At 67.3% G+C, this 25009-nt stretch carries 22 protein-coding genes and 1 other RNA gene; 3 read left to right on the top strand and 20 right to left on the bottom strand.

The features are described from left to right. Positions 1 to 49: 49 nt before the first annotated feature. From rnpB to ACP7C5_RS14665, 10 genes are all read right to left on the bottom strand, one after another. Positions 50 to 441: RNase P RNA component class A (gene rnpB / locus ACP7C5_RS14710), an RNA gene on the bottom strand. 11 nt (positions 442 to 452) lie between these two features. Continuing rightward, positions 453 to 1142: an N-acetylmuramoyl-L-alanine amidase gene (locus ACP7C5_RS14705; protein WP_426264806.1), complete on the bottom strand. Its 690-nt coding sequence runs from the start codon at positions 1140 to 1142 to the stop codon at positions 453 to 455. A gap of 89 nt (positions 1143 to 1231) precedes the next feature. Next, positions 1232 to 2026 (bottom strand): CheR family methyltransferase, encoded by a 795-nt coding sequence (locus tag ACP7C5_RS14700; protein ID WP_426264850.1) that lies wholly within the window; start codon positions 2024 to 2026, stop codon positions 1232 to 1234. 62 nt (positions 2027 to 2088) lie between these two features. After that, positions 2089 to 3180 carry a chemotaxis protein CheB gene (locus ACP7C5_RS14695; RefSeq protein ID WP_322159609.1) on the bottom strand — a complete coding sequence of 364 codons (1092 nt, stop codon included), beginning with the start codon at positions 3178 to 3180 and terminating at the stop codon, positions 2089 to 2091. A gap of 9 nt (positions 3181 to 3189) precedes the next feature. Continuing rightward, positions 3190 to 3555 (bottom strand): response regulator, encoded by a 366-nt coding sequence (locus ACP7C5_RS14690; protein WP_189676892.1) that lies wholly within the window; start codon positions 3553 to 3555, stop codon positions 3190 to 3192. Positions 3556 to 3620: 65 nt separating this feature from the next. Further along, positions 3621 to 4049 carry a chemotaxis protein CheW gene (locus tag ACP7C5_RS14685; protein WP_133187419.1) on the bottom strand — a complete coding sequence of 143 codons (429 nt, stop codon included), beginning with the start codon at positions 4047 to 4049 and terminating at the stop codon, positions 3621 to 3623. Next, complete coding sequence (locus ACP7C5_RS14680) at positions 4049 to 6340, bottom strand: chemotaxis protein CheA (RefSeq protein WP_426264805.1); 2292 nt, start codon at positions 6338 to 6340, stop codon at positions 4049 to 4051. Before ACP7C5_RS14680 ends, ACP7C5_RS14685 begins: the two co-directional genes overlap by 1 nt. A 106-nt stretch (positions 6341 to 6446) precedes the next feature. Beyond that, positions 6447 to 7091, bottom strand: coding sequence for a histidine phosphotransferase family protein (locus ACP7C5_RS14675; protein WP_426264804.1), 645 nt, complete (start codon positions 7089 to 7091; stop codon positions 6447 to 6449). A gap of 821 nt (positions 7092 to 7912) precedes the next feature. Then, positions 7913 to 8080, bottom strand: coding sequence for a hypothetical protein (locus tag ACP7C5_RS14670; protein WP_426264803.1), 168 nt, complete (start codon positions 8078 to 8080; stop codon positions 7913 to 7915). A gap of 64 nt (positions 8081 to 8144) precedes the next feature. Next, positions 8145 to 9113, bottom strand: a complete 969-nt coding sequence (locus tag ACP7C5_RS14665) for a threonine ammonia-lyase (protein ID WP_426264802.1) — start codon at positions 9111 to 9113, stop codon at positions 8145 to 8147. 140 nt (positions 9114 to 9253) lie between these two features. Here ACP7C5_RS14665 and ACP7C5_RS14660 point away from each other — a divergent pair, with 140 nt between their 5' ends. From ACP7C5_RS14660 to ACP7C5_RS14650, 3 genes are all read left to right on the top strand, one after another. Next, entirely contained in the window at positions 9254 to 10489 is a 1236-nt protein-coding gene (locus ACP7C5_RS14660) for a type III PLP-dependent enzyme (RefSeq protein WP_426264801.1), read from the top strand. A 125-nt stretch (positions 10490 to 10614) separates the two neighbouring features. Beyond that, positions 10615 to 11658, top strand: coding sequence for a 1,9-bis(guanidino)-5-aza-nonane synthase (locus ACP7C5_RS14655; RefSeq protein ID WP_133187399.1), 1044 nt, complete (start codon positions 10615 to 10617; stop codon positions 11656 to 11658). A 61-nt stretch (positions 11659 to 11719) separates the two neighbouring features. Further along, positions 11720 to 12148 carry an MAPEG family protein gene (locus ACP7C5_RS14650; protein WP_189676889.1) on the top strand — a complete coding sequence of 143 codons (429 nt, stop codon included), beginning with the start codon at positions 11720 to 11722 and terminating at the stop codon, positions 12146 to 12148. A gap of 1 nt (position 12149) precedes the next feature. On the opposite strand, the gene ACP7C5_RS14645 is transcribed toward ACP7C5_RS14650, so the two are convergent. From ACP7C5_RS14645 to ACP7C5_RS14600, 10 genes are read right to left on the bottom strand one after another with little or no spacing between them, the layout of a single operon-like run. After that, the gene (locus ACP7C5_RS14645; RefSeq protein WP_426264800.1) at positions 12150 to 14042 is read right to left on the bottom strand and encodes an XrtA/PEP-CTERM system amidotransferase; all 1893 of its coding nucleotides are present in this window, start codon (positions 14040 to 14042) and stop codon (positions 12150 to 12152) included. Then, positions 14042 to 15571 (bottom strand): exosortase A, encoded by a 1530-nt coding sequence (xrtA, locus tag ACP7C5_RS14640; RefSeq protein ID WP_426264849.1) that lies wholly within the window; start codon positions 15569 to 15571, stop codon positions 14042 to 14044. Before xrtA ends, ACP7C5_RS14645 begins: the two co-directional genes overlap by 1 nt. Positions 15572 to 15587: 16 nt before the next feature. Then, the gene (locus ACP7C5_RS14635; RefSeq protein ID WP_426264799.1) at positions 15588 to 16799 is read right to left on the bottom strand and encodes a TIGR03087 family PEP-CTERM/XrtA system glycosyltransferase; all 1212 of its coding nucleotides are present in this window, start codon (positions 16797 to 16799) and stop codon (positions 15588 to 15590) included. Then, on the bottom strand, positions 16799 to 17872 hold the full coding sequence (locus ACP7C5_RS14630) for a FemAB family XrtA/PEP-CTERM system-associated protein (protein ID WP_426264798.1): 1074 nt from the start codon (positions 17870 to 17872) through the stop codon (positions 16799 to 16801). Before ACP7C5_RS14630 ends, ACP7C5_RS14635 begins: the two co-directional genes overlap by 1 nt. Next, complete coding sequence (locus ACP7C5_RS14625) at positions 17869 to 18726, bottom strand: XrtA system polysaccharide deacetylase (RefSeq protein WP_426264797.1); 858 nt, start codon at positions 18724 to 18726, stop codon at positions 17869 to 17871. The genes ACP7C5_RS14630 and ACP7C5_RS14625 overlap by 4 nt, the downstream gene beginning before the upstream one ends. Positions 18727 to 18730: 4 nt before the next feature. Further along, positions 18731 to 20131: an XrtA/PEP-CTERM system-associated ATPase gene (locus ACP7C5_RS14620; RefSeq protein ID WP_426264796.1), complete on the bottom strand. Its 1401-nt coding sequence runs from the start codon at positions 20129 to 20131 to the stop codon at positions 18731 to 18733. Positions 20132 to 20170: 39 nt separating this feature from the next. Continuing rightward, on the bottom strand, positions 20171 to 21799 hold the full coding sequence (locus ACP7C5_RS14615) for a hypothetical protein (protein ID WP_426264795.1): 1629 nt from the start codon (positions 21797 to 21799) through the stop codon (positions 20171 to 20173). After that, on the bottom strand, positions 21796 to 22728 hold the full coding sequence (locus tag ACP7C5_RS14610; protein ID WP_426264794.1) for an AAA family ATPase: 933 nt from the start codon (positions 22726 to 22728) through the stop codon (positions 21796 to 21798). Before ACP7C5_RS14610 ends, ACP7C5_RS14615 begins: the two co-directional genes overlap by 4 nt. Continuing rightward, entirely contained in the window at positions 22725 to 24248 is a 1524-nt protein-coding gene (locus ACP7C5_RS14605) for an XrtA system polysaccharide chain length determinant (RefSeq protein ID WP_426264793.1), read from the bottom strand. Before ACP7C5_RS14605 ends, ACP7C5_RS14610 begins: the two co-directional genes overlap by 4 nt. A gap of 13 nt (positions 24249 to 24261) precedes the next feature. Then, positions 24262 to 24906, bottom strand: a complete 645-nt coding sequence (locus ACP7C5_RS14600) for an XrtA/PEP-CTERM system exopolysaccharide export protein (RefSeq protein WP_133187381.1) — start codon at positions 24904 to 24906, stop codon at positions 24262 to 24264. Between the last annotated feature and the right edge of the window lie 103 nt (positions 24907 to 25009).

Raw genomic sequence — 25009 nt, 5'->3', positions numbered from 1 at the left:
CGCCATGACGCTTTTGTGAAACGCCCATGAAAAGCGTCGAAAACGAAAAAGCGCCAGAGGGTCTGTAAGCCGGGTTCTGTCCCCCCCGCCCTGCGACGGGGTTAGGCGACCATTCCTCTAGGACGACGTTTGCACGCCGCCTCAAGCAATCAACCCGGGTGACGAGCTGAAACGAAGCCCATGTGCCACCCCTATTCGATCTTGCTCCCGGTGGGGTTTACCATGCCGCTTCGGTTACCCGTCGCGCGGTGCGCTCTTGCCGCACCCTTTCACCCTTGCCTGTTCCTCGCCCCCTTGCGGGAAGCTCGGACATCGGCGGTCTGCTCTCTGTGGCACTGTCCCTGGGGTCACCCCCGCCGGGCGTTACCCGGCACCGTCGTTCCGCGGAGCCCGGACTTTCCTCGCGCGCTCGAAAGCACCCGCGGCCGCCCGACCCTCTGGCTGCGCGTTCCTTAGTCGTCCCCGGTCGGCTTTGGCAACAGCAGTGCGAGCAGGATGCTGCGGCATTCGCCGTCGATCACGCCGTCGATCAGCTCGGGGCGGAAGCGCCGCTGGAACGCGACGACCGCGGCGAGCTTGTCGCGCACGTCATAGCCGAAGCGCTCGAGCGCGACGAGGAAGCCGGCATCGGCCCACATCGGGTCGAGCAGCTTCTTGGTCGGTCGCGGCAAAGCGAGGCGCACCTTGGCGAGCCGGTTCCACGGGAACAGCTCACCCGGGTCCTGCTTGCGCGCCGGCGCGATGTCCGAATGGCCAACGACGTTGCCGCGCGTGATCCCGTGGCGTTCGGTGATCCCCGCAACCAACGGGATCAGCGCATCGATCTGCTCCTCGTGGAAAGGGCGATAGCCGAATTCGTGCCCCGGATTGACGATCTCGATCCCGATGCTCGCCGAATTGACGTCCTCGATCCCGCGCCAGCACGATTTGCCGGCGTGCCACGCGCGCTTGTCCTCGGGCACCATGCGCAGCACTTGCCCGTCCTCGGCGATGAGATAATGCGCCGAGACCTTCGCTTCCGGGTCGCGCAGGCGGTCGATCGCCGCCTGTCCGGTCTGCATGCCGGTATAGTGCAGCACGATCATCGACACCGGCAGCGAACGGTCGTCGAAATTGGGCGAGGGCGTTTCGATGATCGTCATGGGGAGGTCCCTACGCAAGCCAAACCAGAGCTTAAGCACGGACGCGCGCGACAAGGAACCCCGTCAGCAACGGCTGGTAGCAGAGCTCGTCAAACGCTCGATGCGTCGCGTTCGTAGAGGCCGCGATACGTCGGGCTCGGCTGGAATGCCTCGGTCTGGCCGATTGTGGTCTCGCCCGCACCCAGCACGAGCACGCCGCCGGGCTGCAGGATCGTGGCGAACCGGTCGAGGATCTGCCGGCGATCCTCGGGGGTCAGATATAGCAGGACGTTGCGGCACAGCACGACGTCGAAGCGCCCCGACGGCAGCGTGCCGGCGACCAGGTTCATCCGACGAAACGCGATGCGGCGGACGAGTTCGGGCTTGGCGATCCAGTCGGTGCCATCGGTGTCAAACCATTCGACCATGCGCCGGATCGGCAACCCGCGCTGGATTTCGAATTGCGAGTAGCGCCCGCTGCGCGCCCGCGCGAGCGCCGCTTCGGACACGTCGGTGGCGATGATCTCGGGCATCGCAGCCCCGGCGAGCGCCGGCTGTTCGGCAAACAGCATTGCGAGCGACAACGGCTCCTGGCCGAACGAGCAGCCGGCGGACCAGATCCGCAGCCGCCGTTCGGGATGGTCGACGCGCATCGCGGCGAGCGCTCTCGCGACCAGATCGAGCACCGCGGCATCGCGAAAGAACGAACTTTCCTGGTTGAGCAGCGCGTCGGCGACCTGCTCGGCAATCGTCGGCGAGCGCTGTGCCGCCACCGCCAGCGCCTCGAGCGAAGCGAGCCCGAGGTCGCGCATCAACGGGGTGAGCTCGGTCTCGATCCGCCACGCGCGGTTCGCGCCGAGCTGCTGCCCGGTGCGAGACTCGAGGATCGCGGTCAGCACGCCCATCGTGCCCGCAGGTGAAGCGCGGTCGAACGGCAGGTTGAACTTCAGCGCGTCGCTGCCATCGCTCATGCCGGACGTCGCCGCGTCGCGACGATACGGCCGATCTCGGCCGGCGGCAGCAGCGCGCTGGCGAGCCCGGCCGTCGCGATCGCGCCCGGCATGCCCCACACGACCGAGCTCGCCTGATCCTGCGCAAGAACGATCCCGCCGCGATCGACCAGCCGGCGGGCGCCGTCGCTCCCGTCGCGCCCCATGCCGCTCAGCACGATCCCGAGCGCGCGCGCGCCGTAAACCTCACCCAGGCTGTCGAACATCGGATCGACCGAGGGCATGCAGCCGCTCTTGCTGGCCTCGCTGCTCAGCCGGATCGCGGCGCCGTCGCCGGTGCTGACGACGCGCATATGCGCATCGCCCGGCGCGACGATCGTCCGGCCGGGGCGGATCCGCATCGAATCGGTCGCGACGTCGCACGGTCGGTCCGCCATCATCGCGACCTGGGCTGCAAAGAACGGCATGAACGAGCCTGGCAAATGCTGGGTAATCAGGATCGGCAGCGGGAACGACACGGGCAGCTCGCGCAGCAGGCTGGCGAGCGCGTGGATCCCGCCGGTCGAGGCGCCGATCGCGACGATGTCGAACCCCTGCCCCGTCGCGAGCGCAGCGCTGGCGCCATCCGATTCGGGGCGTCGCGGCGACAGCCCAAACGGCGTCTCGGCGGGGGTTTCGACCGCCAGCAGGCGGCGCAGCTTCTCGACGATCGCAACCGAGAACCGCCCCGCGAAATCGCCCACGCCGGGCTTCATCAGCGTGTCGGCCGCGCCGAGCGCGAGCGCCTCGATCGTCGCGGCAGCGCCTTCGGCGGCGGCGGACGAGACGATCAGCACCTTGGCCCCCTGCCCCGCGACGATCAGATCGGGCAGTGCCGCCAGCCCCGAAGTCCCGGGCATTTCAATATCGAGCACGACCGCATCGACCGGTGTCGCGCGCAGAAACGCGAGCGCCGCGTCGGCGTTCGAGACAGCGCCCGCGACGATGAAGCGCCCGCCTTCCAGCGCCCGCGCGATCACCGCGCGCGCCACGGCCGAATCATCGACGATCAGCACCCGTGGCGAGTCGTCGACCGCGCTTCCGGCGATGAGGGAGGGAGCCAGGGGCATCATGCGCCCTCAGGCCATGCCGACAATCTGAAGCTTGCTTTCGAGCGTTTCGCGGTCGAACGGCTTCATGACATATTCGTCGGCGCCCGCCTCGATCGCGGCGCGGATGTGCGCCATGCCGTTTTCGGTGGTGCAGAACACCACCTTGGGGCGGCTCGCGATCGCGCTGTCGCGCAGCGCGCGCAGGAAATCCATGCCGCTCATCACGGGCATGTTCCAGTCGAGCAGCACGACGTCGGGCGCGCAGGCGAGGCACGAATCGAGCGCCTCGCGGCCATCGCCGGCTTCGGTGACACGAAAGTTGAGCGTCTCCAGGATGTGGCGGGCGACCTTGCGGATCACCTTCGAATCGTCGACGACGAGGCAGGTTTTCATGAATTCACCCTGTTAGAGCACGCTATGACGGACTTTGCCCGAAATGCGTAAGCGTCCCGTTAATCTCACGCCGCAAGCGCCAGCCCGCGCGGAATGAGCGCCGCCAGGCCGATCGCGAGGATCGGCTCGCCATCGCGCTCGATGATCCCGCGCCCGACGGTCAGCCATCCCTTGTCGAGCACGATCCCCGCCGCCAGCGGCGCGAGCTCGAACGGCGCGACATCGTCGAGCGCATCGACCAGCACCGCATAATGGTGCCCCTCGACGATCGTGATCACCGCGCGCGTCGCGGCGGTCGTTCCCGGCTCGAGCCCGAGCGCGGCACGCGTGTCGATTACGGTCACCACGCGGCTGCGCAAAGCAGCAAGCCCGCGCACGTGATGGTCGGCGCGCGGCACCGGGATGATCGTCCCGATATCGACCACCGATTCGACCTGGTCCGATTCGATCGCGACGATGCGACCGGCGATCTGCGCGATCAGGAAGAGTGGCATCAGCGGCCTCCTGCCGAGCGCGCGACCGCCGCCAGCACGGCGGGGCGATCGTAGCGGAAAATCGTGTCGCTGGCGCCTTCGGCCTCGCGCCGCAGCCGGACGACCGGGATCTGGCTCGCCGACGGCGCGGCGTCGCTTTCCATCCGCACCAGCACGCGCGGCACTTCGCCCGGGCGAAGCGCATCGGTGACGCGGTATCCCGACGCTTCGAGCACGGGCTTGAGAAAGGTCGTCATCCACGCCGATTCGGCGCTGTCGAGCAGGCACAACGGCGCGTCGGGCTCGGCCTCGCCGCCGCCGTGCGCCGAGAAGATCCAGAACAGGTCGAGCACTTCGATCTGCTCGCCGTCGATCGCGACGACGCCCGCGATCGGCCCTACCGCATGCGCCGGCACGATCGCGCTCGGCAATTCGACGATGTCGAGCGCTTCCTTGATCGCATAGGCGATCTCGGTCGCGCCGTCGCGCAGCCGCAGCACCGAAACCGTCGGCAGCGCCGCCCATTCGCCGAGCGCGACGAGCGGGATGATCCCCCCCTCGACCGACAGTCGCAACCGGCCCGCCGACATGCGGATCGCGCCCGTCGCGACCGGTTCGACGCGGTCGATCACCGACAGCGGCACGATCCGGCGGCAGCCGTCGAGATCCTCGAACAGCAAGGCCTGCACCCCCGGCACGGCCTCGACCACGGCATCCTCGTCGGCCGCGGTCGCGCGCGTGAACACCAGCCCGGCGACGTGCGCGATTCCCGCGCAATCGAGCATCACCATCGGCAGCCCGCTGTCGGGCAGCGTCTGGCCGGCATAGATCCCCGTAGCCATGATCGCGGGCGCGGCGGGCTTGATGACCAGTTCCTCATGATCGAGCACCGCGTCGACCGCGAGCGCATAGCTCCCCCCCGACACGCTGACGATGACGAGCATCGCCGGGTCGAGCGGCGCAAAGCCGAGCATATCGCTCAAATCGATCAGCGGCATCCGCCGGTCGCGCACGGTCGCGGTCAGCGTATCGCCGATCCGGTCGATGCGGATCGTCTGCCCCCCGACGCGGACGATCTCCTCGATTGCCTGGCGCGAGATCGCGAAGCGCTGGTCGCGCACGCCGACGCCGATCGTCGACATGATCGACAGCGTCAGCGGCACATGGATCGCGATCCGCAGGCCCGTCCCCGGCGTGTTGAACAGTTCGATCCGTCCGCCAATCTGTTCGACATTGGCGCGCACCACGTCCATCCCGACGCCGCGCCCCGAGATCGCGGTGACGACCGTCTTGGTCGACAGGCCGGGCTCGAAGATCAAATCGAGCTTCGCCTGTGGGCTCAGCGCGCGCAACTCGGCCTCGCTGCGGCGGCCCTCCTGCGCGATCTTGGCGATCAGCGCATCGACGTCGATCCCGCGCCCATCGTCGCAGATCTCGATGATGATCTGGTTGCCCGATTGCCGGGCGGAAACGTTGAGCCAACCATTCTCGCGCTTCTTCGCCAGCCGGCGGAGCGCGGGCGGCTCGATCCCATGGTCGATCGAGTTGCGGATGATGTGGACGAGCGGATCGCGCATCATCTCGATCATCTCGCGGTCGAGCTCGACGTCGCTCCCCTCGATCTGCAGCGTCACCGACTTGCCGAGCTCGGCCGCGGTATCGCGCACCATCCGCGGCAAAGCCGAGAACAGCGCATCGATCTTCTGCATCCGGGTCCGCGTGACGGTGTCGCGCATCTCGGCAACGGTCAGCGACAGCCGCTCGAGCGCCGCCTCGACGCTCGGGTCGGCGCCGTCGTCGCGCAGCCGCCGCGCGAGCTCGTTGCGCGCCAGCACCATGTCGGACATGCCGCTCATCATCCGGTCGAGCAGATCGACGTTGAGGCGCACGCTGCGGCTCGGTGCGCGGCTCGGCGTCACCACGCTCACCGGGGCGGCGGCCTGCGCGCCGGAATCGAGCGCGGCGACGAGCAGATCCTCCCCCGAATCATCGACGGCATGGCCGGCATCGATCGCCTCGACCAGCTCGCCGATCCGGTCGACGATGGCGAGCACGGCGTTGACGAGCGCGGTATCGGGGGTGCGCTCGCCCGCGCGGACCGCGGCGAGCACGTCCTCGGCGGCATGGCTCAGCCGCGCGAGTCGCGGCAGGTCGAGAAAGCCGCAGCTCCCTTTGACGGTGTGGACGAAGCGAAAGATCGAATCGAGCCGGTCACGGTCGCCGGGCGCCGATTCCCACGCGACGATCTCGCCCGAGAGTGCCTCGAGCGTCTCGCGCGTCTCCGCGATAAATTCCTGTAAAAGGTCGTCCATGAGTCCCCGCGAAACGCTACGGAAGACCATGGCCGAAGAATGGTTAAGGGCGGGTATAGCGTCCGGAATTGCGCCGCCCGCGCCGGGGCTTGGCGGTCGCGGGGGGTCAGCCGGCCTTGAACGCAGCCCCGAACAGCAGCACCGCATCGCCCGGATCCGATACCTGCACGCCGCCCCCGCCCTCGGCGACGAGCGCATGGACGAGATAGGCCGCGGCGGCGCGCGGGGTGATGACGGCATCGCCCTGCGTGCCCGTCAGCGCGGCGCGCATCTCGCCATCGAGCACGATCCGCGGGCCCGTCGCGCGCACCACGATCTCGATCTGGCCATCCACGCTCTCGGCCCCGACATCGAGCTGCCCGCCGCGCACCAGCGCATCGCCAGCGATCAGCGCGAGGTTGAGCAGCACCTTGATCGCAGGCTTGGGCAGCGTCGCATCCTCGACCAGCCAGCCGAGCTTGACGCGGTGCCCGTCGCCGAACAGCCCCTCGATCGCAGCCCGCGCCTCGCGCGCGTCGACGGTCTCGCCAAAGCCGCCCGCCGCCCCGAACGCGAGCCGGAAGAATTTGAGCTTGTTGGCCGACGCCCTGGCGCTTTCGCTGAGCAGCTCGAGACAGCGCGCGCGCATCTCGGGATCATGCTCGTCGGCGAGCAGTTCGAGCCCGTTGTTGAGCGCACCCACCGGGCTCAGCAGATCATGGCAGAGCCGCGAGCAGAGCAGGCTGGCGAAGTCGACGGAGGTCATCGTCATGAGATAAGCGGCTTTCGGGTCACACGGTGTCGGTTCTTCTTACGCCGCAGGGCGCTTGGTGCAAGCGGCGTGGGGTGGGAAGCCCGGTATCGGCGCGCGCGCGATGGCTAGCCTGGCACGCCTGCGACGGTCGGCGTTCGCTGCCGCCACCCAAAACCGCCACCGAGGCGAAGGTCGCGGTCGCACCATTTCCGATCCGCCGCGCGCCGCGCGACATATCGATCCCGGCTTTCACCGGGGGGAAGCATCACCCAATGTCTGGGTTTGGGTGGTGAGCAGCCGTTCGGCAGACGTTATCGGGCGGTGCGACGACGCCGGTAGAACATCAATGCTGACAGGGCAGCTAACCCCACAACTGAACCAAGCGCGCGAAATTGGAGAACATTCTCGGGTTCCGCAGCCGCATGTCCTCCGAAACTCCCAAGGGCGAAACCGAGAGCAAGAAAGAGTCCGGCTATACGAGCGTGACCTCGGTGGCCCAACCAGCCCACGATGGCCCAACCCAGAAGTCCGTAAATTAGGACGTTCGCGCAAACGGTAACGACGGTGAGCATGCGCAACGTTTCCTCAGATCAGGCTTGGCGAAGCTAACCAGCCGAGACCGCAACCGCAATCTTTCGTCCGCTATTGGGCGAAAACAGACGTGGCCCTGTCCTACAAGGCGGCCGCCATGGTATAGCCTGCGCGGCTCTTTGAAATCGTCAGACCCGCGCAACCGCATTGGCGCCAAAACGGAAACGATCGCCGGTGTAAACACCATGTCCAGGGGTCAATCGAGTCAACCTCCGCACGGTTCGTCGCACGCGCAGCGGCGGATCGCGCTACAGTGTCCAGATAACCACGTTACCCACCAGCACCGCCGCCATCACCAGCATGAGCACGCCCTTGCGGACGTCCTGCCGCTTGGCGATCAACACGCCGCCGCCGATCAGGCAGGCGAAGGCGGCGAGCATGGCAAGAGCAGGCGCAAGGCCTTCGAGGGCGGTCATGCAGAACCCTAACCGTTAGGCCCACGCCAAGTCGACCCTTCCCGATCCCCCGGCGCCGCGAAGATCAGTCGGTCCCGGCCAGCACCGCACCATAAGCGGCCAGATCGACATTCCCGCCCGACAGCAGCACCAGCAGCCCCGGCTCGACCGCCACCTTCCCGCTCAACGCCGCCGCCAGTGCCACCGCGCCGCCCGGCTCGACCACCAGCCGCAAGCGCTCCGCCGCCCAGCGTTGCGCGATGCGGATCTCCGCCTCGCTCACCGCAACCCCCGTCGCGCCCCGCCGCGCGAGCACATCGAAGGTCAGCCCCGACACCCGCGTCGTCTGTAACGCGTCGCACGCGGTCGGCGGCGGCGAATCGCCGACGGGTTCGATCCACCCCGCCTCGAGCGAGCGCCGCATGTCGTCCCACCCCGCGGGCTCGACCACGGTGACGCCCGCGTCGGGCAGGGCCAGCGCCAGCCCCGCCGCGAGCCCGCCGCCGCCGCACGGCACCACTACGCGAGCAGCACTCCCCAGCCCCGCCGCCGCCATCTGCGCCGCCGCTTCGATCCCGGCGCTGCCCTGCCCCTCGATCACCCACGGATCGTCGAAGCTCGGCACGAGCACCGCGCCCCGCGCCTCGGCGAGTCGCGCGGCGATCGTCTCGCGGCTCTCGGTCTTGCGGTCGTAGCTCACCACCTCGGCCCCCAGCGCGAGCGTCCCGTCGCGCTTGGCCTTGGGCGCATCGGCGGGCATCACGATCGTCGCGGGCATCTGCAGCCGCCGTGCTGCCCACGCGACTCCCTGCGCGTGATTCCCCGACGAGAAGGCGACCACGCCTTTGCTCCGAAAATCGGGTTCGATCGCGGTCAAACGGTGCCACGCCCCCCGCAGTTTGAACGCGCCCATCGGCTGCAGGCACTCGGCCTTGAAAGCGACCGCAACACCTTGAATATCCACGACGAACAGCGGCGTTGTCGGCACCACCGCAGCGACCTTGGCGGCGGCGTCGCGCACCCCTGCGCGGGTCGGCTGTCTTAAAATCGTCACGTGTCACCTCCGGGGGGGTCCAAAACCGCTTTACATTGAAAAAGCGCGACCCTATTTCGCCCATCCGCTGCCCCATGGGACTTCCAACCGCAAGGCAGTGTTTTCGTGAACTTGTCTGCGGACATTGGAGGTCCCTTGAATTGCACAATCTACATCGCGCGCTGGGGTTAGCGACCACCCCTTCGACTGCCGTTACCGGCATCGACATCGCTAAGCAGAAGCCGGTCCAGCCGGTTACGCTCGTTCGTCCGCACGCTGCTGCGCGTGCGGCCCGGTTCTTCGCCGAGAAGTTCCCGGGTCGCTCGATGTATGCGGTCAAGGCGAACCCCTCGCCGGATCTGTTGAAGATCCTGTGGGACAGCGGAATCACGCATTACGACGTGGCCTCGATCGCCGAAGTACGGCTGGTGGCGTCCACGCTGCCGGGCGCGACCCTGTGCTTCATGCACCCGGTCAAGGCACCCGAGGCGATTCGCTCGGCCTATTTCGACTATGGCGTGAAGACCTTCTCTCTCGACAGCGTGGAAGAGCTCGAGAAGATCGTCGATGCGACCGATGGCGCCGAAGACCTGACGCTGTGCGTCCGGCTCCGCGTCTCGTCGGAGCATAGCAAGCTGAGCCTCGCGTCGAAGTTTGGCGCGGCACCGGGCGAGACCAAGGACCTGCTGTTCCGCGCTCGCCAGGCGGCGGATGCGCTCGGCATCTGCTTCCATGTCGGTTCGCAAGCGATGACGCCCGAAGCCTATGCCAATGCGATGGAGCGCGTCCGCGCGGCGATCGTCGAGGCAGCGGTGACGGTCGACGTGATCGACGTCGGCGGTGGTTTCCCCTCTTCCTATCCGGGGATGGAGCCGCCTCCGCTCGAGCGCTATTTCGAGACGATCCACCGCACGTTCGAATCGCTACCGGTCAGCTATTCGTCCGAGCTGTGGTGCGAGCCCGGCCGTGCACTGTGCGCCGAGTACAGCTCGATCGTGGTGCGCGTCGAAAAGCGTCGCGGCGATGAGCTCTACATCAACGACGGCGCGTACGGCGCGCTGTTCGATGCGGCGCATATCGGCTGGCGTTTCCCGGTCGAGCTGCTGCGCGAGCCCGAGAGCCGCTCGAAGGATATGCCCTTCAGCTTCTACGGCCCGACCTGCGACGACATGGACCATATGGTGGGGCCGTTCTACCTCCCCGCCGACGTCAAGGCCGGCGACTATCTCGAGATCGGGATGCTCGGCGCTTACGGGTCGGCGATGCGCACCGCGTTCAACGGCTTTGGTTCGGACGAGACGGTGATCGTCTCCGACGAGCCGATGGTGTCGCTGTACGGCGAAGAGGTCTATGGCGACGAACAGCCAGAGGTCGCTTCGAACGTCGTCACGCTGTAACAGGCCAAGTCCATTACGATCCGTCACCCCAGCGAAAGCTGGGGTCTCCCGGAAGCGCGCGTCTCGCCCGCCCCCGGAGATCCCAGCCTTCGCTGGGATGACGGCTGTTTGCTAAGGAGTTTTCCATGAACGACATGTCCAACCGCAAGGCCGAGCTCCTCTCGACCACCGTCGAGCATATCGACATCACCAAGTTCGACGCGCGCCCGATCGTCGACGCGATGAAGAAGATGAGCTTCACCAGCCGCGACCTCGGCCGCGCGACCGACATCTACAACCAGATGCTCGCCGACAAGGATTGCTCGATCTTCCTCGTCATCGCCGGTTCGACCTCGGCTGGCGGCTGCATGGATCTCTATGCCGAGCTGCTGCGCAACAACATGATCGACGGCGTCGTCGCAACGGGCGCGTCGATCGTCGACATGGATTTCTTCGAGGGCCTCGGCCACAAGCATTACCAGGCGCTCGAAGTGCCCGACGACGACACGCTGCGCTCGCTGCTGATCGATCGGATCTACGACACCTATATCGACGAAGAGCAGCTCCAGGATTGCGACCACACGATCCTCGAGATCGCCAACTCGCTCGAGCCGCGGCCGTATTCGAGCCGCGAATTCATCCGCGAGATGGGCAAGTATCTCGTCGAGAACGGCAAGAAGGAGAACAGCCTCGTCAAGCTCGCTTATGAGCATGACGTGCCGATCTTCTGTCCGGCGTTCGTCGATTCGTCGGCGGGCTTCGGTCTGGTCAAGCACCAGGTCGACCGCGCCAAGGAGGGCAAGCCGTACATGGTGCTCGACGCGATCGCCGATTTCCGCGAGCTGACCGACATCAAGATCAAGGCGGGCGTCACCGGCCTGCTGATGATCGGCGGCGGCGTGCCGAAGAACTTCATCCAGGACACCGTCGTCTGCGCCGAGATCCTCGGCCATGACGACGTGCAGGTCCACAAGTACGCGGTGCAGATCACCGTTGCCGACGTGCGCGACGGTGCCTGCTCGTCCTCGACGCTGCAGGAAGCGGCATCGTGGGGCAAGGTCAACACCGGCATCGAGCAGATGGTGTTCGCCGAAGCCGGCTCGGTCATGCCGCTCCTCGCCTCGGACGCCTACCACCGCGGCCTGTGGAAGGACCGCGTCAAGCGTCGCTGGGGTGCCAGCTTCGACTGATCCGTTGCAAAGCAAGACTAACTGAGGCAGCCTCTCCCAAGGAATTGGGGGAGGCTTTTTCATGCACAGCGAGATTTTGAAACCGGTCGTGGCGATGATCGCCTGGACGCTGGTGATGCTGCTGTGGATGTTGGCGACGCGCCTGCCGGCGATGAAGGCGTCGGGGATCGATCTCGGCACGCTGGTCGGCACAAAGCCCGCCGATGCCGACCGCGGGCTGCCGCCCAAGATCCAGTGGGTCGCGCACAATTACAATCACCTGATGGAACAGCCGACGCTGTTCTACGCGGTGTGCGGGGTGATCGCGCTGACCGGCACGGGCGACGGCGCGAACGCCTGGATCGCCTGGGCGTATGTCGCGTTGCGGATCGCGCACAGCATCTGGCAGGCGACGATCAACAAGGTCTCGGTGCGGTTCGCATTCTTCCTGGGCAGCTCGCTGATGCTCGTCGCGTTGACGCTGCACGCGGCGCTGGCGGTATTCCGCTAGCTCAGCCGAACAGCCGCGCCATCGCGCGTTCGAGCATCACCAGCTGCCACAGCGTCCGCCCATGATCGGCGCGTCCGCTGCGATGATCTTCGGCGAGCTGCGCGATCGTCGTGGCGTTGAACCAGCCCGTTCCAGCGAGCACGCGCGATGATGCGAGCCGCGCCGCCTCATCCGCCAAGGCCCCGCGAAACCACGCGCTGATCGGCGTCACGAAGCCCATCTTGGGGCGATACAGGATGTCCTTGGGGAGATAGCGCTCCATCGCCTTCTTGAGCAGCCACTTCCCCTGCCCGCCATGCAACCGCATCCCGACGGGGAGTTTTGCGGCGAACTCGACCAGACGGTAATCGAGCAGCGGCTCGCGCGCCTCGAGGCTGACCGCCATGCTGGTGCGGTCGGCCTTGGTCAGGATGTCGCCGGGCAGCCAATGCTGGAAATCGGCATATTGCGCGCGGTCGAGCGCGTCGCGCGCCGGTGCATCGCGCATCGAGCGGACATAGCGATCCTCGGCGCGGTGCCCACCAAGCGCCGCTCTGGCGGCATCGGTAAACAGCGCCGCGCGCAGAGCCGGCGTCGTCACCCCGACCGAGCGCGCATAGCCCTCCGCGCCATCCTCGGCGAGCGCGAGCAAGGTCGTCTTGGCGCGCAGCGGTCGCGGCGCCCAATCCGCTTTGGGATACCAGCGGCCGAGCGTGCCAAATACGGTGCTGCGGACCGACGCCGGCACCAAGCCGCGCATGCGCTCCTCGGCGGCCTGGAACTTGTAGCGCCGATAGCCCGCAAACGCCTCGTCTGCACCGTCCCCAGACAGCGCGACGGTGACGTCCTCGCGCGCCAGCTCGCACACGCGGTAGGTGGCCAGCGCCGAGGCATCGGCGAAGGGCTCGTCGAACGCATGGACCAGCGTGTCGATCAGCGAGAAGTCGTCCGCCGCCACCACCCGCTCGCGATGCTGCGTGGCGAAACGCTGCGCGATCTCGTCGGCGTATTTGCGCTCGTCGAGGCTGCTCTCGTCGAAGCCGATCGTGCACGTCCGCACCGCCCCGCGCGACGCCTCGGCCATCAGCGCGACCACCGCCGAGCTGTCGACTCCGCCCGACAGGAATGCGCCGAGCGGCACGTCCGACACCATCCGCGACGTTACCGCCTCGCGTAGCAGCGCGGTCAATTCTTCCTCGAGCGCCTTGGCCGATCCGGTCGCGCGCTTCGAGAAATCGACGTCCCACCAGCGCGACGGCGCCGGCACCGGCTTGCCACGCTCGATCAGCAGGCAATGCCCCGCGGGCAGCTTCTTGACCCCGGAGACCAGGCAGGCATCGTCGGGCACATAGCCGAACGCCAGATAATCCTCGACCGCGCGGATATCGGGCACGCGGCGCACGAGCGGATGCGCGAGCAGCCCTTTCAATTCCGACGCGAACGCCACCGCGCCATCGGCCAGTTCGACGTAATGGAGCGGCTTCACCCCCAGCCGGTCGCGCGCGAGGAACACACTCTGCCGCCGCGCATCGTGGAGCGCGAACGCAAACATGCCGTTGAGCCGGTCGAGCATCGCTGGCCCCCACGCCGCCCAGCCGTGAAGCAGCACCTCGGTATCGCCCGCGGTGACGAACACCGCACCCGAGGCCTGCAGCTCGGCGCGAAGCTCGGCGAAATTGTAGATCTCGCCATTGTAGGTGACGGTCAGCGCGCCGTCCTGGCTCGCCATCGGCTGCGGCGAGCCGGCAACGTCGATGATCGACAAGCGCCGATGGCCGAGCCCGACGCCCGGCGCGGTCCACACGCCCGAGCCGTCGGGCCCGCGGTGCGCCTGAGCGTCGGCCATCGCCTGGATCCGCGCGGGATCGACCGGCTTGGGGGTCGCGGGATAATAGAGACCGGCGATGCCGCACATCAGCGCGACATCCCGGCGGCACGATCGGCCACACGCTCGATCGGACCGAGCGCCGCGATGAAGCGCGTCATCGCCGCCCGCGCGTCATGCCCCGGCAGAATCTCGGCCGAGACGTGCACCGCCACCGCGCGCTGCGGCCCACCGAGCAGCTTGGCCTTCAGCGTTTCCAGTTTCACGATCGGCCCATTGGTCGTCAGCGCATCGCCGACACGGTACCACGTTACGATCTGCCGCTCGACCGGGCCAGGGGCGCTGACGCGGATCACCGACCCACCCGCAAGATCGGGCAGATCCTCGACACGGAGCCACACATCGTCCTCGCGGATCGGCCCGACGCCGAACGCGACGATCTCCTTGCCCTCCTGCTGGCTGCCATAGACCGCGATCGCCAGATCGACCGTCTCGCCCGCCGCATCGGCAAAGCGCCCGAGCAGGAAATGGTCGGCGCCCGGATAATTGGGGGACCACACCGCGCGCGTGCTCGTCGCGACGCGGTGCCAGCCCGGCACCTCCGGCAGCGAGATCTCCGCCGGCAGACTTTGCGCCCGCCCCGCGATCGCGCTCGACCAGGCCGGGAACACCGCCGCGACCGCGAGCACGAGCGCGGCTGCGACCACCGCGTCGAGCCGCAATCGCGGGACGCTCTGCAGCTTTGCGGGATCGAACACCGGCGCATCGGGCGCGCGGTCGAACCAGCGCCAGCCGATCGCCAGCGTCGCCGCCATCACCAGCCCGAAGAACACCCAGCCATAGACGATATGGTCGAACCCCGTCGCTTGCTCGACCGACGTATGATAGGCCGCTAAGATCGTGCCGAACGCGCGGATGCCATTGGCAAGCACGGGCACGATCACTGACACGAGCAGGAACAGTGCCCGCCTGCGCCACGACACGAAGCAGACGTTGGCGACGAGCGTGCCATAGGCGATCATCGCGATCACGAACTTCGCGCCCGAACACGCCTCGGCCACTTCGAAATAGCCGTTGGGGATCGTGATCAGCACACCATCGACTTGCGCGGGCACACCGAACAGATGGAGCAGCGGCATCGTCATGCCGACGGTCACGCGCTGCAACGGCTCCTCGAGCCCCTCGCCGAAGGGCACTAGAAACACCGCATAGGCGAGCGGGAAGAGCAACGCGCGCGCGACATTGGGGCCGAGCAGCGTCACCACCGCGCCTTGCAGCATCATCACGATCCCGAGGTGCCGCGCGAGCGCGACGCCGCCGGCATCGCCGAACAGCCAGCCGAGCCCGCCAAGCGCGACGATCGCCAACCCCGGCGCCCAGGCAATCGGCGCAACTTGCGCGAGCTCGCCGCGGCGCTGCCATACCAGCCAGGCGAGCACCGGGGTGATGAACAGGCAATGCCCGAAAGTCGTGCTCGTCCACCAGATCGTCGTCAGTGCAGCGACATCGCTCCGGAACAGCGCGAGCAACGCGACAGCGACGACCGTCAGGATCGCCGTCTGCCGCCGCCACAGCGGCGCGAGCGACGCGCGCGGGTCCGCAGACGCGGGCACGGGCATCGCGATCGGCACCGGCTCAGGCCGCTGTGCGGCGCGGCGGCGCCTGGACGCTGATCCCGAGGATCGCATCGAGCGGCGCAAGCCGTGCTTCCCAGCTGTAGCGCGCCTGCACCTGCGCGCGGGCGTCGCGGCCTAGTTGTGCCGCGGCTGCAGGATCGTCGAGCAGCGCGATCACCGCATCGGCGATCTCGCCGACGCTCTCGCCGACGCGCAGCGTGTCGGCATGGTCGATCCCCTCCGCCGCGGCGCGCGACGCGACCACCGGCCGCGCCATCGCCATCGCCTCGAGCACCTTGTTCTGGATCCCGCGCGCGAGCTTGAGCGGTGCGACGACGACCGACGCCGCGGCAAGCCAGCCGCGCACATCGGCGACTTCGCCGGTGACGATCACACCGGGCTGCTTGGCAAGCGCCTTGACCGCCTCGCTCGGCGCGCGCCCGACGATCGCGAAGCGCGCGTGCGGAAAGCGCATGCGAATGTGCGGGAAGATCGCCGCGACGAACCAGCTCACCGCCTCGATATTGGGGCGATAATCCATCTGCCCCGTGAAGACGATCAACGCATCGATCGCGTCGATCTGCGTGAACGAGGCATCGGGTGCAAAGACCTCGGTGTCGATGCCATTCTCGACGACATGGACGCGCTCCGCGCCAATGCGCTCGCGAAACAGCTGCGCCTCGGCTTCGCTGACGAACAGGCTGGCATCGGCGCGCGCGGCGATCGCGCGCTCGTACTGGAACAGTAATCTCGCCTCGCGCTGCATCACCCACGCCATAGGGCCGCGGCCTTCCTTCGCATAGGCGGCGAACTTGGCCGAATCCATGTCGACGAAGTCCATGATGACCGTCTGCCGCGGGCGCGCCGGCAGATATTGCGCCATCTGGCTCGAGAAAACGTAGATCGTATCGATCGCATGGCGCTCGAGCAGCGCCTCGACCGCGCTGCGCAGCGACCGGCTGTCGAACGACGTGAGCGAAATCGGCTTGCGGGTCAGTAGCGCCTCGATCGCTGCCTGCACGCGCGACTTGGAGCGCCAGATGATCGAACGGTTGCCAGTCATCTTGGCGAGCCCGGTCTTGCCGGCAAGATCGCGCGTATCGTCGGCAAAGGCGATCAAATGGACGCGTTTGCGTGCCGACAGATATTTGAGGATGTGGAAGCCACGGATTTTGTCGCCACGGTCGGGCGGATACGGCACGCGGTGGCCGAGAAACAGGATGTCTCCCATCAGCCGAGGCCACGTGAGATGTGCGGGCCAAGCTGGTTCGCCACCCACAGCGGCAGCTTCTTCCACAGGTCGACCTTGCGCGAATAGCGCGGATCGAGCGGGTTGATCTCGCGCGCCTCGGTGCCGACCGCGGCGCGCTTGGCATAGGGCAGCGGGACGCCCTCGAAGCCCCAATTCTTCTTGAACGCGGCAGGGCCGGTCCCGGCCTTCGAGCGACCGAAATCGAAGCGCGTGCAGCCGCGTGACCGGGCGTGCGCCATCAGCGCGAAATACATCCGGTCATTGGCGCGCAGCCCGCGTGCGGCGTGCGTGCCGCCGCCCCAATACGGATAGACGGTGCCGTTGAAATAGACGCTGAGCACCGACGCGACGGGCTCGCCGTTCGCGCGGACGGTGAGGATGTCGGCATCGTCGCCGAACTGATCGAGCACCGCGCGGAACAGCCGCTTCGGGAATACCGGCGTGCCGAGGTTGCGCACCGATTCGGCATAGACCGCATAATGCGCCTTGAGGTCGGCGGGCGCGCTTCCGATCGCGACCTCGAGATCGGCGTCGAGCGCCTTGCGCACCTCGGCGCGCTGCTTGCGCGGGATCGCGAGCAGTTCGTCGGCATCGCTCGCCGCGAGATCGCGAGCAAAGCCGAGATAGGTGGTCGTGTCGATTTGCCAGCCATCGGCCGGGATCGGTCCGCCGCGCAGTTCGAGCGTCGGGCAGCCGAGCCGCTCGGCCAGCGCCCACGCCGCGTCGGCCAGCGCAGGGATCGCCACAACTTCCGTAACGACGATACCGCCGCCGACCGCGAAGCCGTTCGACACCAACGCCCTGCCGAACAGCGGCGAGCGGATCTCGGTCAAAGGGAGCAGCCCGACGATTGCCCCGTCAGCATGCTCGGCGACGAGCGTGTGGCTGGTCTGCCCGCAGCCTTGCGCGACGCCGAGACTCCACGCCGGCAGGTGGAACGGCGTCGCCTGATCGTGCGCCCGCACGAACGCGTCGATCCGCATCCGCGCGTCGGGCTCCCGCAGATCGATCGCCCGGACGCCGACCGGCGCGGCGAGCAACGGCGCTGTCACGCGACCGACTCGCGCGCCCGCGCCGGCAGGTCGAGCGCGGCGACGACGGCGTCCATCCGGCCCCAGTCATGCCGGCCGATCAACCCGCGCAGCTTGCCCGCCATCGCGCCGAGCCGACTGTAATGCCGCAACTTCGATTTCGCGGGGGCGTTGGCGACGCGTGGCTGGCCGGGGTCGATTTCCCACGGGTGGAAATAAAAGATCGCCGGCTGCGCGTCACGACTGACCTGGCGTACCGCATAATCGGTGAGGGCTGCCGGAAAGAGCCGGAAGAAGCCCCCGCCCGTCGCCATCCGGCGCGCGCCCAATTCGGCGACCGTCACCGGCACTTCGATCAGCGGCGAATCGGCAAGCGGGCGGAAGGCGTAGCGCGAAGCTTCGGGCCAGCCGTAATGGTCATGCTTGAGCGGCGCGACACTCGATGAATAGGCATAGCCCTCCTCCGCGAGCACATCGTACGCCCAGGGCGTGCGCGCATCGATCGAGAAGCTCGGCGCGCGGTAGCCGGTAACGGCGACGCCCGCGGCATCCTCGAGCGCGACGCGGGCGCGGCCGATGTCGGCGCGGAACCGCGCGGCGTCGAGCGTGAAGACGCGGTCATGGTCCCAGCCGTGGCTCGCCACCTCATGCCCTTGCTCGACGATCCGCCGGATCAAGGCTGGGTAGCGCTGCGCCACCCAGCCGAGCGTGAAGAAGGTCGCCTTGACGCCGCTTTCGCCGAACAGCGCGAGCACCGCATCGGTGTTGCGCTCGACGCGTGGCGTGAGCGAATCCCAGTCGCGTTTGTCGATCACCGTCTCGAACGCGCCGACCTGGAACCAGTCCTCGATATCGACCGTCAGCGCGTGGCGCATCGGCTCAGTCCTCGTCATTCTGCATGGCAAGGCCCGGCGCCTGTCCCGACTCCGCCCAGTCGACGAGCAATTTCAGCACGCGCCGCAGCGCGACGTCCTGCTCCTCGACGCGCGCAGTCAGCGCGGCGACTTGCTCGGCGAGGGTAGTGTCGGGCTCCACGTCTGTCGATGCAATGGGCTCCCCGCGCGGCGCGATCGGCGGATGGTCCTCCGCGTCGTCGGCGATAGGCCGCACTTTGAATGCGGGCACCGGCAGCACTTCCGGGACAGGCTCACTGACCGCGAGCAAGACCGGATCGGGCGCATGCGGCGTTTCGTCTTCCGCTTCGAGCTCGGGCCCGGGCTCGGGCTCGGGCTCGGGCTCCGACTCGAAGTCCGGCTCCAGCTCCGGCTCCGGTTCTGTCTCCAGCTCGGGCTCAAGCTCCGGTTCGGGTTCAGGTTCGACATCCGCCACCGGCACGGGTGCAGCGACCGGATCCGAGTGCGGCACGGCCGGCGCGTCCGGTTCGGGCACCAGGCTCGGCACGGGTTCGGCTTCCGGCGTCGCGACCAGCGCTTCGCGCTCGGGGATCGCAATCGCCTTTACGCCCGGCATGTCGCCCGCAATGTCGGCAAGCACGGTCGCCACCGCGTGCGCGTCGATCGTCTGGAGTTGCTCGATCGCAGCGTAGAGCAGGACGCGCCCGGCCAATTGGTTGAGCCGCCGCGGCACGCCGTCGGTGCCGTCATAAAAAGCGGCATAGGCGTCGGGCGTGAAGCCCGGACGCCCAGTCCATCCCGCCACGGCGAGGCGATGGCGCATATATGGCTCGACTTCGTCCCGCTCCATCGGGTCGAGATGGTGGACCGCGATCACGCGCTGGCGGAGCTGTTCGAGCCGGTCCGACCCGTGCAGCCGCTCGCGAAACTCGGGCTGGCCGAGCAGGAAGATCTGCAGCAGTGCATGGCTGCCGGTCTGGAAGTTCGAGAGCATCCGCAGCTCTTCGAGGCTCGACACGGGCAGCGCCTGCGCTTCGTCGACGATCAGCAGCGTACGGCGTCCGGCACGCGCGGTCGCGCGCAGCCCGCGCTCGATCGCGACGAGCAGTTGCGCCTTGGTCAGCCCGTCGCTCTCGATCTCGAGCCCGCCCGCGACGATCCGCAGCAGATCCTCGGCCTCGATCTGCGTCGAGACGATCTTGATGACGTGGAGCCGAGTCGCATCGACCGTGTCCATCAGATGGCCGACCAGCGTCGTCTTGCCCGCGCCGACATCGCCCGTGATGACGATGAAGCCCTCGCCCTGCGCGAGGCCATAGCCAAGGTACGCCATTGCCTTGCGATGCGTCGCGGTCTCGAACCAGAAGCGTGGGTCGGGCGTCAGCTGGAACGGGCGACCGCGCAATCCATAAAAGTCTTCGTACATGCTGCTATCCCCGCAATGACAGAAATCCGCCCGTGCGTTTCAGAATTGATACCGTACACCCACTTGGCCCGTCGCCGAAAGCTGGTCCGCGACGCCGCTCTGGCTGAACGAATACAGGCCTGCCGAAGCAGTCGTGCCGATCCGACCGAAATTGTGATAATAGAGCGCGGTCGCCGCGGCGCTGGTCACGCCCGGCGCATCGGCAATCCCGCTGTCGTAATAATTGTAGATCAGCGTCCCGTTGATACCGGAGACCCGCGTGAGCGGCACGTTGGCGAACGCCTGCGCATAATAGCTCTGGTCGCTGACGCCGTTGATCGAGAACGCCGCGTTGATCTGGTCGGGCGCGAGAAAGCGGCGGTTCGAATAGCCCGCGCCCACGCCGAGGTTGAGCTTGCCGCGAGTCGCCGAGATCACCGCATCGATGCCGCGTGCGCGATACGCCGAGGTCGAGATCGACTGCAACGCGCCGTTCAGGCACCCGCCCGCCCCCGCGCCCGCCGCGCCAAAGGTGCAGCCGCTATATTGCTGACCGAATGCCGCACGCTGCTGGAGGAACGAGGTCGGCAGGCCGGCCAGGCTGTTGCGCAACTGCCCCCCGAACGTCTCGACCGTGTCATAGACATCGGCATTGACCGAGATCGAGCGCGTCGCGGCGTAGCTGAGCGTTCCGAAATAGGTCATCCCGCCATACCGCCGCCCGACATGCGCCTGCAGCGTGGTGCGCTCCGACGGACGCCAGATCACGCCCGCGTCATAGATCAAGCCGTCGGTCTCGTAAGCGATGCGTTGCGGCGAGGCAGGATCGGACTGGAAGCGGCCGCGGCGGTCGACCACCGGTACACCGTTTGCGTCAACCAAGGCATCGCGCTGGCGCACTTGCAGATTCTGGTAGCCGACGCCCGCGGTGAGCGCGACCGTCGGCGCAACCGGCGCGACGAGATCGGCGCGAACGACCTTGTCCTCCAACTTCTGATCGAGCTGGTTGGCGGTCTCGCGGTCATACGCGGCCGAGACGTTGATCCCGACGGGCAGCAGCGCCCCCGCTTTCACCCCCGCGCTGACGTTGACGGTGTGGCTTTGCGAGCTGTCGAACACGTCGAGCCGCGGGCTGCCGGGTGCGACACCGGTATTCCCCGGCGACCCGGCCTTGGTGTAGCCGTAGCGATAGCTCGCCGCGACACCGACCGGGCCGACACGCGCAGCATAGCTCGGCCCGACATAGCCCGAGAACACCTGGCTGATATTGTCACGCTGGCCGACCTGCGCGATCGGTGCGGCGCCGCGAATATCGGTACGCGTCTGCGTGGCGATCGCGCCGGCCTCGATGATGAGATTAGGCGCGACGGCGATGCTGCCGCGCGCCAGGCCATTGTGCAGGTCGTCGTCCCCGACACGCTTGGCGTAGGAAAAATGCCGTTCGTAGCGATAGCTGACCTGCAGCTGCGTACGCTGAGTCTGCACCGATGCCTCGACCCCGCCCGCGACCGTCGAATAAGTCAGCACGTCATCATTCTTGAGGTCGGCGGTCACGATCTGACCGATCTCGATATACGGCGAGATTCGCGTTCGGCGTTGTTCGTCCTGCGCCTGCGCCGGTGCGGCCGCGATCAACGCAGCGAGCCCAGTCCCGAGCAGGAGTGCAGTGGAGCGGAGGCGGCACTTCATGACGCGTCTTCCTGTTGTCCATAATAGCTGCCGAAGCGCCGCCCACCGGGGGCGAACGACACGGCGTTGAGGAGGAGTTGGATGTCTTCGCAGCCGTCGAGCAGGTCGATCGCCTCGCGCAGGTCGCTTTCGCTGGTGCGGTCTGCGCGCACGACGAGCATCACTTGCCCGGCATGATGCGCGAGCGCGGCAGCAGGCGATGCGGCCAGCACCGGTGGCGAATCGAAGATCAGCACGCGCCGCGGATCGGCCGCGAGCAGTTGCGCGATCAGTTCGCCGGTGCGTGCGCTCGCGACGAGCTCGGTATCGGCATTCGACTTGGTGCCGCACGGCAACAGGCTGAGATGCGGGATATCGGTGCGCACGACGCAGCTCTCGAGTTCGACCTGCGGATCGGCGAGCGCATCGAGCAGCCCCCGCCCCTCGCTCAACCCCAGTCGTGCCATGACGTCCGGCTTGGCGAAATCTGCGTCGATCAGCAGGATTTCGAGGTCGCGCTCGGCCGCCATCGAGATGGCGAGGTTGAGCGCGCAATAGGTTTTGCCGTCGTCGGGCTGTGCCGACGTAACGAGGATCGTCCGCGACAGGTCGCCAGATCGCACGCGAACGCCGCGCGCGGTGGTGAGCAACTGGCGCTTCACCAGTCGAAATTCCTCGACCAGTGCGCCGATCGGCGCACCCGGTACGAGCATGCCGCGCTCGGCGAGCAAGGCGCGATCAATCTTGACCTCGGCGCCCGGCCGAGGCGTAGCGCGCGGCGCCGCGATCGGACGCGGCTCGGGCGTAGGCGACGCGAGTGGCGCGATGGGCGTGGTGACCGGCTTCTCGGCCGGCACATCGTCGAGCGGACGGAAATGGGTGTTGAAGTCGTAGCGCGTTGCCGCCTGTTCGAGCAGCGAGGGACGCTTGCGCGGGGTTGGATCGCTCATGCTGCCAATCCTCGCTGAAGCATCTCGACCCCGAGCAAACCGATATAGGCCGCACCGAGTGCACCGACCCCGCCCGCAAAATAGGCAAGCATCCGCCGCCGGTGTGCGAGCTGCGCCTTGGTGACGATCGCCCCGATCGAGCCGATCACCGGCAGCCCGGCGGCCTTTTCGAGCCGGCCTGCGGTCGCAAATGTCGTCTTGAACTGCGTCAGCCCGAAAGCCACCGCGACGCCTGCGCCGAGCGCCGCGATCAGCACCCCGGTCAGCAACAGCGGCCGGTTGGGCGATGCAGGAACGCGCGGTGCCGTCGGCGGATCGATTACGCTGAACTTGATCGAATCGGTCTGGCTCTGCGCCTGGCCGCGCAGCTTGATCGCCTCGCGATCAGCCAGCAGCTTGGCATAGCTGTCCTTCATCACCTGATAGTCGTTATCGATCTGCGACTGCTGCGCGGCGACCGCGGGGTCGCCAGCGAGTTTGCCGTTGATCGCATCAAGATCGTGCTGGAGCTGCCCCTTGCGCGCGCTCAGCGCCGCGACTTGCGCCTGTTTGTCGGCCTGGATCGAGCGCAGCCCGAGATAGGCCGGGTTCGAAGCCGACGCGGCGCCACCGCCGCCGACCATCGGTTCGCTACGTGCTGCTGCCTGCGCGGACGCAAGCTGGCTGCGCAGCGCGACGACGTCGGGATGGTTCTCGGTATAGCCGCGCGCCCGCGCATCGGCGAGCTGCCCCTGGATCGCATTGAGCCGCGCACGCGCCGGGCCCGCGCTGGCGGCAGCGCCTGCTGCGCCGGGAATGTTGGCGGGCGTCCCGGCCATCTGGCCACTGACCACCGACAGTGCCGACTGCGCCGCCGCCAGATCGCTATCGACCTGCGCCATCGCCGAGCGTGCCGCGCCCATCCGGTCGGTCAGCGAGCCCGAACCCGGCAGACTGCCGAGATAGCGGTTCTGGAAGTCGGCGCGCTTGGCGTCGGCATCGGCGAGCTGCTTCTGGCGCTGCTCGAGCTGCGCATCGAGGAATTTGAGGCTCGAATTGGTCTCGTCGCGGTCGCCCGACAGATTCTGTTCGACGAACAGGTCGATCAGCTTCTGGACGATCTGCGCGGTCACCTTGGGGCTCGATCCGCTCGCGACGATCTCGAACAGATTGTCCTGCTGCGCGGTAATCTTGATCGCCTTGGACAGCGTATTGACGCGGTCGGCGACATCGCGATCGGTCTTGACCGTGTTGGCGAGATCGGTGCCGCGCACGACCTTTTCCAGATTGACCGCCGAGGTCAGCGTCTGGCGGATCGTGTCGACGTCCTTCTGCTGGTCCGCAGCGGTGATCCCGACCGCGCTCGGCAGGATCGTGTTGAGCTGGACGAAGACGCGCGCGCGCGATTCGTAGCTGTTGTGGAGCTGCGCGACGACCGCCCAGCCCAACACCGCGACACCCCATGCGACGCCGAGCGCTATCCAGCGCCGCATCCACATGGTGTGCAGGATGATCTGCACTTCGGTGAGGAAACCACTCATCGTTCGGCGGCCCCTAGAACATGCTCTCGGGGATGATGATCACATCGCCGGGTTCGAGCCGCACATTGGCCCGGCTGTCGCCGTCCTTGAGCAGACGCGACAGTTTGAGATTGTATTCAACCTGCTTGCCCGTCTCGCGATTGTAGCGGACGAGTTTTGCGCGGTTGCCTGCGGCATATTGGCTTAAGCCCCCGACCGAGATCATCGCGTCGAGCAGCGTCATGTTGGCGCGGTACGGGATCGAAGCAGGCTTGGCGGTCGCGCCGACGATGCGGATCTGCTGGCTGAAGGTGCCCGAAAAATTCTCGACGATGACCGAAACGATCGGATCCTTGATATATTCCCCAAGCGCGATCTTCATATCGTCGGCGAGCATCCGCGGCGTCTTGCCGACCGCGGGCATGTCGCTGATCAGCGGCGTGGTGATCCGGCCGTCGGGGCGGACCTGCACCTTCGACGACAGCTCGGGGTTGCGCCACACGAAGATGTTGAGCTGGTCGAGCGGGCCGATGATATATTCCTCGCCAGGCTGTTCCTGCCCGGCGACAAAGGCGGCCTGCGGCAGTTCAGGACGGCTCGCGGTCGTGCAACCGGCCAGCGCGAGCGCGCTCGTCCCGACGCTCAAGACCGCGCGAACTGACTTCGAAAAACGCTGCATGCATACCTCCCACCGCTTGATGCTGCCGACCCGAGTCACGTCTGCCCCGGATGAGCAAGCTACGGCTGTCGACACGATATGGTGCGGAAGGGGTGAATATACC

Source organism: Sphingomonas sp. PWP1-2, from assembly GCF_049898305.1.
In the GTDB taxonomy this organism is placed as follows: domain Bacteria; phylum Pseudomonadota; class Alphaproteobacteria; order Sphingomonadales; family Sphingomonadaceae; genus Sphingomonas; species Sphingomonas glacialis.
This window is presented reverse-complemented; position numbering and strand designations above follow the sequence as displayed.

Excerpts from the sequence above, each read along its gene's own strand:
- ACP7C5_RS14655 (WP_133187399.1), top strand. The coding sequence starts at position 10,615 with ATGAACGACATGTCCAACCGCAAGGCCGAGCTCCTCTCGACCACCGTC.
- ACP7C5_RS14700 (WP_426264850.1), bottom strand. The coding sequence starts at position 2,026 with ATGGGCGTGCTGACCGCGATCCTCGAGTCTCGCACCGGGCAGCAGCTC.
- ACP7C5_RS14690 (WP_189676892.1), bottom strand. The coding sequence starts at position 3,555 with ATGAAAACCTGCCTCGTCGTCGACGATTCGAAGGTGATCCGCAAGGTC.
- ACP7C5_RS14610 (WP_426264794.1), bottom strand. The coding sequence starts at position 22,728 with ATGAGCGATCCAACCCCGCGCAAGCGTCCCTCGCTGCTCGAACAGGCG.
- ACP7C5_RS14605 (WP_426264793.1), bottom strand. The coding sequence starts at position 24,248 with ATGAGTGGTTTCCTCACCGAAGTGCAGATCATCCTGCACACCATGTGG.
- ACP7C5_RS14705 (WP_426264806.1), bottom strand. The coding sequence starts at position 1,142 with ATGACGATCATCGAAACGCCCTCGCCCAATTTCGACGACCGTTCGCTG.
- ACP7C5_RS14695 (WP_322159609.1), bottom strand. The coding sequence starts at position 3,180 with ATGCCCCTGGCTCCCTCCCTCATCGCCGGAAGCGCGGTCGACGACTCG.
- ACP7C5_RS14650 (WP_189676889.1), top strand. The coding sequence starts at position 11,720 with ATGCACAGCGAGATTTTGAAACCGGTCGTGGCGATGATCGCCTGGACG.
- ACP7C5_RS14685 (WP_133187419.1), bottom strand. The coding sequence starts at position 4,049 with ATGCCACTCTTCCTGATCGCGCAGATCGCCGGTCGCATCGTCGCGATC.
- ACP7C5_RS14600 (WP_133187381.1), bottom strand. The coding sequence starts at position 24,906 with ATGCAGCGTTTTTCGAAGTCAGTTCGCGCGGTCTTGAGCGTCGGGACG.
- ACP7C5_RS14670 (WP_426264803.1), bottom strand. The coding sequence starts at position 8,080 with ATGACCGCCCTCGAAGGCCTTGCGCCTGCTCTTGCCATGCTCGCCGCC.
- ACP7C5_RS14680 (WP_426264805.1), bottom strand. The coding sequence starts at position 6,340 with ATGGACGACCTTTTACAGGAATTTATCGCGGAGACGCGCGAGACGCTC.
- ACP7C5_RS14675 (WP_426264804.1), bottom strand. The coding sequence starts at position 7,091 with ATGACGATGACCTCCGTCGACTTCGCCAGCCTGCTCTGCTCGCGGCTC.
- ACP7C5_RS14645 (WP_426264800.1), bottom strand. The coding sequence starts at position 14,042 with ATGTGCGGCATCGCCGGTCTCTATTATCCCGCGACCCCCAAGCCGGTC.
- ACP7C5_RS14615 (WP_426264795.1), bottom strand. The coding sequence starts at position 21,799 with ATGAAGTGCCGCCTCCGCTCCACTGCACTCCTGCTCGGGACTGGGCTC.
- ACP7C5_RS14625 (WP_426264797.1), bottom strand. The coding sequence starts at position 18,726 with ATGCGCCACGCGCTGACGGTCGATATCGAGGACTGGTTCCAGGTCGGC.
- ACP7C5_RS14620 (WP_426264796.1), bottom strand. The coding sequence starts at position 20,131 with ATGTACGAAGACTTTTATGGATTGCGCGGTCGCCCGTTCCAGCTGACG.
- ACP7C5_RS14635 (WP_426264799.1), bottom strand. The coding sequence starts at position 16,799 with ATGGGAGACATCCTGTTTCTCGGCCACCGCGTGCCGTATCCGCCCGAC.
- xrtA (WP_426264849.1), bottom strand. The coding sequence starts at position 15,571 with ATGCCCGTGCCCGCGTCTGCGGACCCGCGCGCGTCGCTCGCGCCGCTG.